At 46.4% G+C, this 14873-nt stretch carries 14 protein-coding genes; 1 reads left to right on the forward strand and 13 read right to left on the reverse strand.

Annotated features, from left to right (window positions below; all coding sequences use genetic code 11):
- Positions 1 to 20: 20 nt before the first annotated feature.
- The 6 genes from CHI14_RS04160 to CHI14_RS04185 form a co-directional block, all read right to left on the reverse strand.
- Positions 21 to 893 (reverse strand): YitT family protein, encoded by an 873-nt coding sequence (locus CHI14_RS04160; protein ID WP_095287162.1) that lies wholly within the window; start codon positions 891 to 893, stop codon positions 21 to 23.
- A 237-nt stretch (positions 894 to 1130) separates the two neighbouring features.
- Complete coding sequence (locus tag CHI14_RS04165; protein WP_095287163.1) at positions 1131 to 1727, reverse strand: YdeI/OmpD-associated family protein; 597 nt, start codon at positions 1725 to 1727, stop codon at positions 1131 to 1133.
- A gap of 16 nt (positions 1728 to 1743) precedes the next feature.
- Entirely contained in the window at positions 1744 to 2160 is a 417-nt protein-coding gene (locus CHI14_RS04170; RefSeq protein WP_095287164.1) for an SRPBCC family protein, read from the reverse strand.
- Positions 2157 to 2486 (reverse strand): ArsR/SmtB family transcription factor, encoded by a 330-nt coding sequence (locus CHI14_RS04175; RefSeq protein WP_095287165.1) that lies wholly within the window; start codon positions 2484 to 2486, stop codon positions 2157 to 2159. Before CHI14_RS04175 ends, CHI14_RS04170 begins: the two co-directional genes overlap by 4 nt.
- Before the next feature lie 308 nt (positions 2487 to 2794).
- Positions 2795 to 3139: a darcynin family protein gene (locus CHI14_RS04180; protein ID WP_095287166.1), complete on the reverse strand. Its 345-nt coding sequence runs from the start codon at positions 3137 to 3139 to the stop codon at positions 2795 to 2797.
- Positions 3140 to 3226: 87 nt separating this feature from the next.
- Positions 3227 to 3796 (reverse strand): Crp/Fnr family transcriptional regulator, encoded by a 570-nt coding sequence (locus CHI14_RS04185; RefSeq protein WP_095287167.1) that lies wholly within the window; start codon positions 3794 to 3796, stop codon positions 3227 to 3229.
- 171 nt (positions 3797 to 3967) lie between these two features.
- On the opposite strand from CHI14_RS04185, the gene CHI14_RS04190 reads away from it, so the two are divergent.
- Positions 3968 to 4369: a transporter gene (locus CHI14_RS04190; protein ID WP_095287168.1), complete on the forward strand. Its 402-nt coding sequence runs from the start codon at positions 3968 to 3970 to the stop codon at positions 4367 to 4369.
- A 101-nt stretch (positions 4370 to 4470) separates the two neighbouring features.
- On the opposite strand, the gene CHI14_RS04195 is transcribed toward CHI14_RS04190, so the two are convergent.
- The 7 genes from CHI14_RS04195 to CHI14_RS04225 form a co-directional block, all read right to left on the reverse strand.
- Complete coding sequence (locus CHI14_RS04195) at positions 4471 to 5595, reverse strand: GerAB/ArcD/ProY family transporter (RefSeq protein WP_095287169.1); 1125 nt, start codon at positions 5593 to 5595, stop codon at positions 4471 to 4473.
- 13 nt (positions 5596 to 5608) lie between these two features.
- On the reverse strand, positions 5609 to 5836 hold the full coding sequence (locus CHI14_RS04200) for a hypothetical protein (RefSeq protein WP_095287170.1): 228 nt from the start codon (positions 5834 to 5836) through the stop codon (positions 5609 to 5611).
- 12 nt (positions 5837 to 5848) lie between these two features.
- Positions 5849 to 7051, reverse strand: coding sequence for a Ger(x)C family spore germination protein (locus tag CHI14_RS04205; RefSeq protein WP_095287171.1), 1203 nt, complete (start codon positions 7049 to 7051; stop codon positions 5849 to 5851).
- Positions 7052 to 7055: 4 nt separating this feature from the next.
- Positions 7056 to 8492, reverse strand: a complete 1437-nt coding sequence (locus tag CHI14_RS04210; protein WP_095287172.1) for a spore germination protein — start codon at positions 8490 to 8492, stop codon at positions 7056 to 7058.
- Between the two features lie 351 nt (positions 8493 to 8843).
- Positions 8844 to 10592: an allophanate hydrolase gene (locus CHI14_RS04215; protein WP_095287173.1), complete on the reverse strand. Its 1749-nt coding sequence runs from the start codon at positions 10590 to 10592 to the stop codon at positions 8844 to 8846.
- Positions 10589 to 14212, reverse strand: coding sequence for an urea carboxylase (uca, locus tag CHI14_RS04220; RefSeq protein ID WP_095287174.1), 3624 nt, complete (start codon positions 14210 to 14212; stop codon positions 10589 to 10591). Before uca ends, CHI14_RS04215 begins: the two co-directional genes overlap by 4 nt.
- Positions 14205 to 14873: an urea amidolyase associated protein UAAP2 gene (locus CHI14_RS04225; RefSeq protein ID WP_095287175.1), complete on the reverse strand. Its 669-nt coding sequence runs from the start codon at positions 14871 to 14873 to the stop codon at positions 14205 to 14207. The genes uca and CHI14_RS04225 overlap by 8 nt, the downstream gene beginning before the upstream one ends.

Below are 14873 nucleotides of genomic sequence, written 5' to 3' on the forward strand. Positions count from 1 at the left end.
TTTTTCATCATGCTTAAGTATTAGTGAATATCTTTCTTTTTGAAGCTGCCGCCCTTCACTTCTGCTACATCATACACAACTACAAAAGCATTCGGGTCAATTTCATGAATGATCTCTTTAATTTTGCTCTCTTCCATACGGTTGATTACACAAGTGATTTCTTTGAACTGTTCATTGGAGTATCCGCCATAAGCATCCGTATAGGTTGCTCCACGACCTAATCGGTCACGAATGGTTTCGACCATGATTTCGGGTTGATTGGTGATGATTTTAAACGTTTTGGAACCGCTCAAGCCTTCTTCAACGATATGAATCACTTTGGAAGCGATGAAATAAGCTAGCCCTGACAAGATGGCCCCTTGCAGACCAAATACAGATGATACGACGATAAATACAAACATGTTTAGGAACAAGATTAGATCACTGGTGCCAAAAGGAACTTTTCGTGAAAGCAGTACTGCGAGCATATCTATCCCGTCCAAAGCCCCGCCGTTACGAAGTGCCAGACCCATACCGAAACCGATGATAATCCCACCGACAACGGTAACCAGCAGTGTGTCCCCTTCAATAATGGTAGGTACATGGTGCATCAGACTGGTACTTACTGCGAGTGAAGCAATACCGATAATGGAATAGAGAGCGAAGCTTTTACCTATTTGCTTATATCCCAGCCACACAAAAGGAATATTGATTATTCCAATCAGCATCCCTAGTGGCAATCCAAACAATTGTGAACCAACGATACTCAGACCCGTCACACCACCGTCCGAGACATTGTTGGGGATCAAAATAGCTTCAAGACCGTATGCCGTAATAAAAGCCCCGATGATGATCAATAATACTTTTGAAAAAATTCTTGCCTTATTCGATTTTGGTTTCTTTCTTTGATGCATTCAATTTCCTCCTTGGATAAGAACTCATAAAATATAGTTTATATGAATGATCACCAACTTGACAAATTTTTCACATCCATTATGACTGTTAGTATTGCTTTTTTTCGTTCTTGTTACCCGTTGTATCCCCTGACAAACCTTAAAAGCACAGCCCTGCAAGAATAAAAAAGACACAAAAAAAGCCGCTATATCAGCGACTTAAGGTGTGACGTATTTTTTATACCCACAATCACTCATTTACTTGTCATTAAGCCCTTTCCCATCAAGGATATGCGGGATGTACTTTTCGACTCTCGACTCTCGGGTCTTGGATTGTTTGGGTGAAGAAAAATGCATGATATATGCTCTCTGGCGTCCTGGTGTAAGTCCTTCGAAAGCTGTTTTCAGATCAGGTATTTCAACAAATTTGTTGGCTAATTCCTCAGGCAGGGTATACTCGTCATGCTTTTTAAGTTCAACTTGCAAACCCGCTTTCTCAATCTGAACGGCTTCCTCAATATAATCTTGAATGATCAGCTGCATTTCTTGAATCGTCTGAGCATTGGTGAACCGCAGCTGACGTGCTGCCTGCACATTCTCCGTTTGCTGAATCAGGATTCCATGAGGGTCTTTTAGCAGCGCCCCTTTGTGAAACAACAGAGCACAATACTCCTTAAAACCATGGATGAGAACGATATTTTTACCGTCCAATGTGTAACAGGGATGCATCCACTTAAAATCTTCAGTCAGTCCGCAATCCAGAACGATCTCCCGCAGCAGCTCGAATTCTTCTTTCCAATTCTTCAGCTTGTTGAAATAGGGATCCATTTTTGTATTTCGTTCACCTTTTAACATCGCTGTCCTCCTTAGATTATGCCAAAAGCTTCTTAAGCTCATCGCACCATTTACTCCAGCCATACTTAGCACCAGCCAGTGCTTGAGGATTGGAAATTCCGGTTTGTTCAAGGTGAAGATTTACTTTACCGTTTCCTAAATCTTGTAATGTCCACGTAACCTTATGTTTCTCTCCGCTTTCCCATGTATAGGACAGGCGATGTGGTTCTTCTACGATCAGGACTTCTCCTTTAATAATTCCGTCCCAGTACTCCGTTGCCTGCGTTCGAAATTGAAAACGGTATCCAACGACTGGTTTGAAATCATTCTCCATCCCTTGACCGGTGTGAATGTTGGCTACCCACTTGGCAAGCTTGCTTGAATCCGTTAACGCTGACCAGAGCTTCTCGACCGAAGTCGTGTACTGATAATCCAATTCCAATGTTAAACTCATTCTTCTTCCTCCTTTAATAGTTGGTCCAAGCGTATCATGTTTACACTCCAGAACTTGCTGTAGAAAGCCACCCAATCTTGAACTTCTTGTAATGGTGAAGCATTGAGCCTATACCTCGTTTCCCTGCCGACTTTTCGGTCAACGACCAGATTCGCCTCTTTAAGAATGGTCAGATGCTTGGATACCGCTGTCCGCCCCATTTCAAATTGTGAGGTTAATTCATGAAGCGGTACCTCCTCTGCTTCGGTTAACATCTGCATCAACCGGCGCCTGGTTGGATCTGCAATGGCATCAAATACATCACGTGATCTTTGGTTCTCACTCACACCACTTCCCTCCAATCTGCTGTATCGGAACATGGATGATACGGAGGATTTGTTTTTAATGTCACTTTATATTTTAGTGATTGCTTTAAACTGACACCATTTGGTGTCGGATTGATTATATGACACCAAATGGTGTCGTGTCAACACATTTTAAAATTAGTCTGTGGAGAGACTTCTTTCTCTGCTAACAGCAAATCTTAGATAAAAAAACACCTCGTACGAGGTGTTTTTTACGTTTTCTCAGTTAGCCAGTAGTTTTTTTATGAACCAGAAAATCCCAATCTGATTTGAACAGATCCTAAAATGTCTCATTCAGCGGGCATGCGTAATGCCTCTGTCTCATAGGATTGAAAGGCATTTTCCAAACCCATAATGACATCCTTGATTTTCATATATCCCTTGGTATACGGCTCCGAATCGCGGATTTCCTCCCACATAAAGTGATACTGCTTGATATCATCGGTCTCGCATACTACAAAATCAGTATAGTCTTTACCTGGTAGAGCCTCCGCATCAAAAAAGCGAACACTAATTTCTGAACTATACTTATTGAATATTTCCTGTAATGAAGACGCATAGTTTCTGCGTTCTTCACGCGGTAGTGCTAACCAAGAAGGGTAAAATTCCAATAGTACAATCATCATTTGCCGCATAATCCTGTCACCTCGTATGAGTAATGGTTGTTGTGATTCCATTTTAACGCGCCTGAAACAGGTTGGCATTAACATAGGTTAATCACACTAATGCAATATTCGACTTAGTGACACAGGTGAGATACCTAGATAGGACGCAATGTGATATTGGGGAATTCTTTTCTCCAGCCCTGGATATTTGACTAAAAAAGCTTGATAGCGCTCCAGCGCAGTCAGATATAACAATTCTCTCTCACGTTCTTCCTTACGGATATATAGTCGTTCTACAGCTGTTCTAACAAACCGTTCCCAGTTATGGCTTCGATCCATAAGCACCTGTAGTGCTGAATAGGGAATCTCGATCACTGTGGAATCTTCCATTGCTTGAATGGTATACATGGATGTTGATCCACTTATCATTGCTCCGTACGAAGTTGCAAAGTCATTTTCCAGCGTGAAGGCAACATTATATTCTCTTCCATCAGGTAATGTGTAATACAGACGAAACAACCCATTGGTACAGAAATAGGCATGAGATACTTCATGATCTGATTGGACAATCGTGACTCCACTTGGGATATGCTTAACTGTGGTTGCATTCACAAACCAGTCCCACTCCGTTGTAGATACAGAAGCTTGTGAAGCCAATAACTGAAGTGTTTGATAATATTGGTGCATGATGATTTCCTCTCTCTTATGATGTTCTCTCCCATCTATTATACTCTTACATTCTTTTGTATTCATAAAACGAACAGCCTACAAAATTTCGGCATCCATGGGCTTCAACCCATTCCCCTGTTTAAATGCCTACATACAATACCCTAGACTAATGAACAGGAGTGATGATGTATGACATTTTTACCTCCCTTTGGACCGGGTGGCGGGTTTGGTGGACCAGGCGGTCCTGGTGGAATTTTCGGACCGGGTGGTCCTGGAGGACCTGGAGGACCATCAGGTCCTCCTTCGTTCCCCGGAGGTGGAGGCGGTGCACCGCAAGGCGTGCAGCCCCCTCCCGGACCGCCGCCTTCATTCGTTCCACAGCAGTCGCCTTCATTGTACGCTGTAGATCCAAGAGCAATATCCGGTTGTCTGTTCCGTTACACGTATATTTGGCCGAATCAAGGTCCTGGCTTCTGGTTGTACCCCGTATTTGTCGGCAGAAATTCGGTAGCTGGCTTCCGTTGGACTGGATTCTTCTGGGTGTACAGTGGCATTGACTTGCAGCGGATCAGCTCATTCAGCTGTTTCTAATACTTAAACCCCCTGATTGTGGTTATCTGCACAATCAGGGTGTTTTACATTGAATCCAGATTATTGAGATTTCCCTTGTAACTCAACCAAACAAATCCATCTCATTTCATTTTCTTGAATCCTGGGTCTTGCTGCTTGTTGATAGACTCCAATGGACCCTTCATTTTACTAATCGACCAGAGCACGATTGGGAACCCAATCCCGAAGATCATGGCGTAGTAAGGCCAAATCTGATTTATTTCAATGATATATGAAACGTTCGGCCAGATAAAATCAGCCATGGCCAACATCATCAGTATCAAAGGAACGAATAGGGAATTCATGCTTCGAAGACGAAAAGCTTCTGCAAGTCCTTCTGCTGAAACATATAGAAGCAATGCAAGACGAAAGAAAATTGTAACGAACCAAACAATGGCAAGGATGATTTCAAATCGCTGAAGAAACTCACCAATACTAATAGTCCGATCAATAAAAAAAGTAGGAAACGTCAAGTCCGCCACGACACCAGCGCTGATCACAGCGATGATCTGCATAACCATGAAAAAGTACATGGCTCCGCTAATCAGAGCACTTACGATCATCGATTTTTTCCACTTTTTCGGATCAGGAAAGTGATGTGCAAAGAAAAGAAACAAAACCGCCTCCAGATAAGGAAAAGCAAAGAGATTAATGGATGCGAGAACAACAGGCTTCAGTCCGTTTTCCAAAACAGGAAGAATGTTTTTGAAATCTGCATCCGAAAAGAGTGTGATCCTAACCAACAAGTATAGGGCTAGAAGAAAAAAGATAAGAATCTCCGCACAACGCCCGATGACAACCGGACCCGAGCGAACGGCAAAATAGACAGCTAGGAGCATAATAAAATATATGGCATCATAAGGAGTTTCGGGCATTATTGAGGTTGTGACAAAGTCTCCCAGATTTCGAAGTGTCATGATGCACTCCAGAAAGGGAAAGGCAAATATAAAAATTATGCTTATGGTCCCGCCCAAGGGACCAAATACATTTCGGAGATATGCAACGAAGGTTCTGCCTTTCATTTGCCTGACGATGGAAGTATATAACGGTATCAAAAGCAAATGAAAAGCCAGGGAAATCGGAACGGAAAGCCAAGCATCCTGTTTAGCAACAGAAGTTATTGCAGCTGGAAGCACCAAATACGCACTTCCGATCTGATACAGCACAAACCATGTGATGGCTTGTCGAACAGTTAACTTGCTACCCACACCCGTCCCCCCTTTAAGATAAAATACGTGCAAAGTACTGGCTTACCGGTTGGAAAATCCACCGGATACCCGCTAACGGACTCGGCAGTTCAACGTGTACGATCTTCAGAACGATCAATGTCACCCCTGCGGTGAACAATATGGAGCTAACCACCATTTCACGCACATGATGCTTCTCCTTCAATTGACGAAACTCATAAAACATGGTCAGGATCGAGATGATAAGTACCGCATACAGCATATACATTCACTCCTAATGTTGCGGTTCAGAGTTGATGGGATTGGTAATTTTCCCAACCCGGTTTAAATGGAAACGGATATCCAGCTTTACCTCAAGCTTTTGAAATTTCTGCTTCCAATCCCCTCTCCATTGATGCCACTCACGAGGGAACCTTTGATGAAAGGCTTCCCCGAATCCGAATATGTCGGATCCGATCTGCTGCGCCTTCTCAATACCTTCCTTCAGGATCTGTTCTTGTTCTTCTCTGGCTGCTGCCTGAAACTCATTAAATGTCTTCTCATCCTTCAGATCAGCATCACATCCAACCTCTCCAATGTTCGCTTCTGTTTCCACGACAAGAGAGATACTCGGTTCATTCTCTTTTATTTCCGGATTAATCTTGACGTTGTTACGTATGATTTCAAAGGCAAATTTCCCTTCTGAGTTTGGGCATCCGATGGAGGCTACAGAACTGGAAACACGGTTTGATATGTAGGTAAACGCCTTGCTTTTAGATTCTTCTATCCAACCGATCAGACGATCTCCCTTAAAGACACCAATGCCGGTAAATAAATAATTCGCATGTTGTGGTGACTTGGTCACATTATCCACGTTCAATCCTTGGTCCAGATTGTTCAGTCGAATGCCTGTCAAGACCGGCTCAATGCCATCTTTCTTTAAACGCTGCAAAAGGTCTTTGACATTGACCGCGGAAGTGGGCGCCCATGTCTTTTCAGACACATTTAGAGCTTTATACATATCCATTGCAGGCAAAACCTCGGTTGGAGCCACAAACGTAACCGCATCCTTAGCCGAACTGCCTCTGACAACAGCCAAATGAAAATCAGGCCGCACTTCATGATCACGGAACAGAAAATCCAGCAGCTTCTTAATTCCTTTTTTTGCTGTATCTTCGTCAAAGATTACAAACTTTAGATGAGACAGATACATCTTCCTTGATGATTCCGTCGTGAGTTTTCGGAGAGCTTCAAACAGCGTGTTTGCACGGCTGGAAAAAACGATTGTAGGTGACCGTTCCATCGCCCGATTACGTGACATTTGAGACGGATCAACCACTTGCAGACTGATCTCATACTGATCATCCACGGTATCAATACCCATAGCCATCACGACGGATATTTCGTTTAACTCCTTACTATTCCAACAACCCGTAACAATGACCATAAGCAAGATGCACACTAGCAATGTAGACATGGTGGATCGGTACGAGTTCATTAGCTTACTCCTTTGATTTGTTGTTTTGATTTGTTTTGTTCTTAAATGGAAACCGGAGTACGGCATCGCTGTGTTTCGACGATTGAAAATTGGCTATGGGGCTCATATACGGCACACCGAACGAATGAAGACTATTCAAATGCACAAGGAGTATAAGCATGCCCACCGTCAATCCGTATACGCCAAACATGGCGGCCATTCCAATAAAAGCAAACCGTAATATCCGGATGGGAATAGCCATGGTGTAGGACGGGATGACAAAACTTGAAATCGCTGTAATCGCAACAACAATGACCATGACGGGCGAAACAATGTTAGCTTCTACAGCCGCCTGGCCGATGACAATGGATCCAACAATCGAAACGGCCTGACCGACCGTCCGCGGCATTCGTAGACCTGCTTCTCTCAGGATTTCGAATATGACCTCCATAATCATCGCCTCAACAAATGCAGGAAATGGTACACCTTCACGTTGCGCAGATAAACTCAGTAATAGAACGGTTGGAATCATGTCCTGATGAAATGTAGTTAGTGCCACATATATTGCTGGAGCCAGCATACATATTGCCAGGGAGATGTACCTTAAGACTCGAATGATGCTGCTGTAAATAAAAGATTGATAATAATCCTCCGCGGATTGAATGAAGTCAACAAATACTGCAGGCGCAAGGATGACAAAGGGAGTTCCGTCGATAAATATGGCAATTTTCCCTTCCATCACACCTGCTGCAATAGAGTCTGGGCGATCCGAATTATAAAAGATCGGGAAAATGGTCATTTGCTTTTTCTCGACTAAACTCTCTTCGAGGTACTCCCCTTCAAGCACGCGATCCACATTCATCTTTTTCAGTCTGGATATCAAGTCTAGTACCAATTCATCATCGGCAACTCCATTCATATACATGACTGATATGTCTGTCTTTGTTTTTTCGCCAACCTTGACGTTTGTTAGTCGAACTCGGGTGTCCTTCACTCTACGACGGACCATCGTTGTATTCGTACGCAGATTCTCCGTAAACGATTCTTGAGGACCTCGGATCACAGGCTGCGTCTTCGATTCCGTTATACTGCGTTCTTCCCATCCAGGTATGGAAACGACCAATCCGTCCCCCATCCCGTCGATTAACAGGAGCAGTCCACCTGATAGAATCTGATCCAACGCATCTTCCATGCTGTCAGTGAAACTTGCTTCACCAACGTCAAGAACGCTATCTTTTAAGAAAGATAAACTTATCTCTTCTGCTGAAGTCTCCTGCAACGGACGAATTACGTTATCCTGTATCTTCTGCAGGTCTGTCATACCGTCCAAATAAAAAAGGGCCGCGTGGTAGCTACCAACGGTGATCTCGCGAACAACAAAATCTGAACTATTCCCCATGAAGTCACATATGAGATCTATATTTTGGTAAATTTGCTTGGAAAATTCGTGTTGTAACTCCATTTTCACCATCCCCTTGGATATGTAGTATTGGTACTATTCCGAATAATAAACTTCTCCCCGGCAGAATCCCGGTATCGGATTACGCCAAAAGTCCTTCTCATCTTATCGACATTTCAAACGCAGTCACCGATATGACTATTTAGGTTTACATAATATATATTATGAATACTTTAAGGCTTGAAGATATGCTTCCAGTGAGTAACACTCGTCTTCCTATATTCCTATAAAGTTCAAACTAAAATGAAAGCCATACTAAAAAAGCCGCTAAAAATAGCGACTTTAATGTGAAATTGTGATAGATAGAGGGTTAATTCACATTTAAGCTTTACATGTCTACGTTAACCACAACAACTACTTCCTGCCTACTATATCACCTGAAACGATGTTTCTCCAGCTTCCCAGATGAGACATATCTGCCGCATCCTGAGCAGCCGAAGCTTCACATATGAATCCCGATACCACCCTGCCGTCCTGAAGCTTGATTTTACCTATACCTAATGGAGCAGGAATGGCTGCAGTGAATGAACCAAAGGAGGATAGCGGCATGCTCCACAATTCCAGATCAATGGATATCCCCTCTTCAAGGGAGTGCACTAGACCCGGCTTTGCAGGACTTGTGTTCAGTTTGTACAGACGATATTCTGGAGCGGTTCGGGTTTCCTCCACAAAAAAGGCTCCTAACCCGGTCATCTGGGGTTCCAGTGACATACCTCTCATATGCAGTCCGCAGACAGCAACCAAAAGACGTTTGTGGTGCTGCTCAAGTATTCTTGCCGCTTCAACCATGCAAGCTTCCTGCTCAGGCAATGTGAACAAGGTTATTCCAAAAGGCATATCCTCTGCAGCCTTGCCTGCCGGAACAGCAATGGCGCTCAAATCGAGCAAATTGCAATGATTCGTGTACAATCCCATGTAGCTGTTGGTTTGAATCGGATCCTGCTGCACTTGTTCTCTTGTCCATGTTCCACCGCAGGTTGGCAATACAAGGACGGCGTTATGCAGCCATTCTGCTGTGCTTCGGCGAATTTCGGCTAATCGGTGCTGTGCCCGGAATAGTGCTGCAGCCGTAAATGTTTCCTTGCTGCCTGTTCGGAGCACTTTCTCCGTTACGGGAAACAATGCTCCTGGATGCTGCTGGGCGAACATCTCCAGATCCGCCCATCGTTCAGCAACAAGCGGTCCTTCATACAGAAGTGCTGAAGCCTCTTGAAGCATGGATATATCGACCTCTTCGGCATGTACTCCTGACTGCAGCAAGGCTTGTTTGGCGGCTTGCCAAGCCGTCTCGTATGCTTCTGCGAAGGGACCAAAGAAAGTTAACTCTCCCTTAGGTAACAACCATTTGGCAGGTGCACGGGTTGGTCCCAAAGGGCGGGTTTTGGAGAAAGCATCTTCTGCATGCGGGCCTCGTACGATCCGGTCAACGGAAACAGCATCTTCGAGGTCACGGGTAAACACGGTAATGCAATCAATGCTGCGGCATGCAGGCACCAAACCAGCGGAAGGCCATGCGCCTACTGCAGGTTTGTAACCAACCAGGCCATGCAGTGCAGCCGGAATTCTGCCTGACCCGGCGGTATCTGTCCCAAGTGAGAACGCTGCTTGCCCAAGTGCCACTGCTACTGCCGAGCCTGAACTGGATCCTCCACTGAGCAGTTCTGGCCGCAATGCGTTACACGTCTCTCCATAAGGACTTCTCGTACCGACCAGTCCTGTGGCGAATTGGTCCAGATTGGTTTTCCCGACAGGTATGGCACCTGCAGCAATAAGTCGTTCAACAACAATGGCATGTTGTTCCGAAACGAATGAGAACTCAGGACAACCAGCCGTTACCGGCCAACCTTGAACCTCAATGTTGTCTTTGATGGCAAAAGGAATGCCCCACAGCGGATATTCGGTAATGGACAAGTGTTGAAGTTTCTCCAGGTACGGCGTAATTCGTTCCCTAGACGGCGGCGTGATCCAGACATGGTAATCCTCCGTATCCTTTGCCCGCTCGATGATGCTCTCCACCACTTCCGCTGGTGTGAAGCTTCCTCGTAGATATCCTGTACGCAGAGCACTGATCGACATCAATTCAGGAATGGCATTTACCGTCATCGTGCAACCTCCTCCTTAATCGTTGGAAGGATGGCAGCAATCCAGTCTCCCGACTTGATCTGATCACCCGGCGAGACGTAAATGGAAGCAATAACTCCATCGGTTGGAGCAAGCTGCGGAAACTCCATTTTCATACTTTCTTCTATTATAATGGTGTCTCCCTTTCGCACTTCCTGGCCAGGCTCAACCAGCACCTTCCATACACTGCCCGACATTGAACTGCTCATGCCCAGACTCCCTTCCGGCATCTCCACTTCTTCCAGCGCTGCCGCTGCTTCAGGTTCGGATACATACTCCGCAATACCGAGTTCCTTCCAGTAATTTCGTTCAGCCTGGAATGCACTCTGCTGCTGCTGACGAAAAGTTCCAGACTCGTTCTCAATCGTTTTCAACCAGTTCAGATAGGACCCCAGATGGAATGTGGTTTCCTCTACTTGAAGTTCAAATCCTCCTCGCGGGAATTCTTCACGCATATTCAGCAGTTCAGCTTCCGAAACAGGATAAAATTGAAGCTGATCAAAGAACTGCAGCAGCCAAGGTTTTCCTGGCTCGAAATTGCTTGTTTCCCTGAACGAGTTCCACATTTGCACTGTACGACCCACAAATTGATATCCACCCGGGCCTTCCATGCCATACACGCAGAGGTACGCACCGCCTATGCCTACGGCATTTTCCGGAGTCCATGTCCGTGCCGGATTATATTTGGTGGTCACGAGCCTGTGGCGCGGATCCAGTGGTACGGCAACAGGTGCTCCCAGGTACACGTCACCAAGTCCCATGACGAGATATGAGGCGTTGAATACAATTTCGGCTACCTCTTCCAGCGAACCGAGTCCATTCATACGCCGGATAAACTCCAGGTTGCTGGGACACCAAGGTGCATCAGGTCTAACGTTTTGCTGGTATCGCTCAATAGCGAGCTGCGTCGCTGGGTCATCCCACGACAAGGGTAATTTGACAATTCGCGAAGGTACTTCAATCGTTTCCAGCTCAGGAAGCTGCAGGTCCAGCTCCATGACTCGTGCTGCCGCTTCTTTTACCGTCATACGGGTAGCATCCAGGTGGATCTGCAGAGAGCGAATGCCTGGTGTCAGTTCGATATAAGGTATGTTTCCATTCTCCTTGATTGCTTCCATAAGTACGTATGCCTGGAATCGGTATAACAGGTTCAACTCGCGTTCTCCGTATTCGACCAGAATATTTTCATCACCAGAGCAGCGTACCGTAATGGAGAAACGTCTGCCTTCCACCGCTTGGGCCAGAATCGGCATATACTCTCCAGTTGATGTTTCGGGTAAAACCGGCAATTCATGCGGAACGTCCAGTTCCCGCAGGCACAACTCTTGTTCAGCTCTTAACTGCTCGGCTTCCTCAACGGTAATGAGTCTGAAACGGACTTTATCACCAGGGCTGAGTTGACCCAGCTTCCATAATTCAGCGGTGGCCGTTGTCACCGGACAGACAAAACCACCAAGACTGGGACCATCCGGACCAAGCAGGATCGGCATATCGCCTGTCAAATCCAGTGCACCGACGGCATAGGCGTTGTCATGAATGTTGGAAGGGTGCAGTCCTGCATCTCCACCGTCGGTTCTTGCCCACAGCGGGGCCGGACCAATCAATCGGACACCTGTTCGGGAACTGTTGAAATGCACTTCCCATATCGTCTCCGTCAGCTGATTCAGATAAGCCGGAAGAACATATTCGTCCGTACAATGAGGTCCCGGTATCACGCCAATCGTCCATTCATTGTTGTATTGTGGTCTGCGTTCTGTACGGAGCGGAGCAAGAAGAACCGGAGCATTTGCTCCTCTCTCATGTACGCGGAGAACTGCACCCGTTCGCAGTGCACTCCCCCGGTGCCCACCGAATCCTCCCAATGTAAAGGTGGCTGAGCTGCCAAGTGTGATCGGCATGTCGAGACCCCCGGATACAAGCAGGTATGTTCGCATTCCCTGTTTGGCTTCACCCAGAGTTAGCACTGCACCAGGAGATGCAATTGTCGGTGTGTAGGGTTCCACGTGAACGCCATCCAGTTCGGCTTTCATATCTGCTCCTGTCAGGCAGAAGGTCATTTCGTCCCTGAAGCGATAAGTTCCCCCACGCAGCGTCATTTCCAGTCCGGCCGCTTGTGCGTCATTGCCAAGCAATCTGTTACCAATGCGGAAAGCAAGCTGATCCATCGGGCCGGACGGCGGTACGCCGATATCCCAGTAGCCGATTCTGCCGGGACTATCCTGTACAGTCGTCTGAACGCCTCCGTCCAGAACTTCGATCGCACGCTCTATTGGTTTAAAGTCCGAAAGCATTCGGGTATATACTTCTCCATCAGCGAATGCATCGTTATCCAGAAATGCCTCGATATAAGCCTGATTGGTGGTGACACCGTATACCCGGAGTTCACGAAGGGCGCTCTTCATTTTGTTTATAGCTTCCATGCGTGTGCTCGCGTGCACAATTATTTTGGCCAGCATCGGATCATACAAGGTAGTTACATTCAATCCAGGCTGAATCCAGCTTTCAACTCGCACGTCATCTGGCCAGTGAATGGCATCAATGCGTCCATCGCTTGGACGAAAATCATTCATGCAATCCTCAGCATACAGACGTACCTGGAGACTGTGTCCTGTTGGTTCGGGAACCGTAACGTTCAATGAATCGCTCCCCTGAGCTGCCTCCTTGACCATCCATTCCACCAAATCAATGCCAAGCACCTCTTCTGTCACTCCATGCTCCACTTGAAGTCTGGTGTTTACCTCAAGAAAGTAGAACTGCTGTTCATCAGGGTCGTACAGAAACTCCACCGTCCCCGCGTTACGGTAACCTGCCGATATTGCCAGTCTGCGGGCACAATCATGCATCTCTTGCCGGATCACATCCGGCAGGGATGGCGCAGGGGTTTCTTCGATAATTTTCTGATTACGCCGTTGCACCGAACAATCACGCTCTCCCAAAGCGACTGCTTCACCGTTACCTGTGCCAAAAATCTGAACCTCGACATGACGTGCACGTGCAATATACTTTTCAATGAACACGCCCCCGTCATTAAAATTGGCGGATGCCAAACGTGTTACGGATTCAAATGCCTCCCTAAGCACATCCTCGTGTTCACAGACCCGCATGCCGATTCCACCACCACCGGCAGTGGATTTCAACATTACAGGATAACCGATGATTCCCGCTTGTTGAACCGCATCATCCAGCGATTGTATCAGGCTTGTTCCCGGCAGTAAGGGTACGCCAGCTTCTGCAGCCATTGCTCGTGCCGTGTGCTTCAAGCCGAAGAGCTCAATATGTTCAGGTGAGGGACCGATAAACGTAATACCTCGCTCAGCACACGCTCTGGCAAATGCCGCGTTCTCACTCAGAAATCCGTACCCGGGATGAATCGCATCTGCCCCTGTCTCTGCTGCTGTCTGGAGTACCAATTCGGCGTTGACGTAACTCTCTCTGGCGGGGCCTTCTCCGATCAGTACTGCTTCGTCGGCAAGCTCAACATGAAGGCTGTCTCGGTCTGCCTTAGTGTAGATAGCTACACTGGAGATACCCATCTTACGCAAAGTCCGAATAATGCGTACCGCAATGGCACCCCGATTCGCAATTAATACCTTATTAAACATTGGCGCTCACTCCTTCTGCATCCCATATAAGGACTTTGGCTGGTGTTGGGTTGTAGGCATTGCATGGATTGTTCAACTGTGGGCAGTTACTGATCAGCACGGTTACCGGTGCCATAGCAAGGAGCTCAACATAGCGACCTGGTGCAGATAAACCATCAGCGAATGTTAACTCTCCTTCCGGTGTCACTGGCACGTTCATGAAAAAGTTGACGTTCGGGGCGAGATCCCGCTTGGAATATTCATCTCGCTGAGACAGCATTAACATAAAAGTGTCACGACAGTTATGCATGGGCAATTTATCATGCGCATAGCGAACGGTATTGCTCTGAGCGGAGCAGGCGCCACCGATGGTGTCATGCCTTCCGCAGGTATCCGCTGTAATCTGCAACAACTCTCGGCCGGATTCGGCGAGCAGAGTCGAACCTGTTGTCAAATACAGATTTCCCTGGCGGGTAATCGTTCTTACTGCGCTATAATGATCTGACGGATCCTCCGTGGAATAAAACAGCGTATCAACAGCTTGATTGCCTTCCATATCAACAATGCGAAGAACCTGGCCTGGGAGCAAATCATGTATCCAGCCATCACCGGCTGGTATAACTTGTTCATACATGGCTTTTTCCGTCAACAATGGACTCTGTCTAGGTTGAAATGTACTCAT

Origin of the sequence: Paenibacillus sp. 7516, from assembly GCF_002272715.1 — a bacterium.
GTDB classification, from domain to species: Bacteria; Bacillota; Bacilli; order Paenibacillales; family Paenibacillaceae; genus Paenibacillus; species Paenibacillus illinoisensis_A.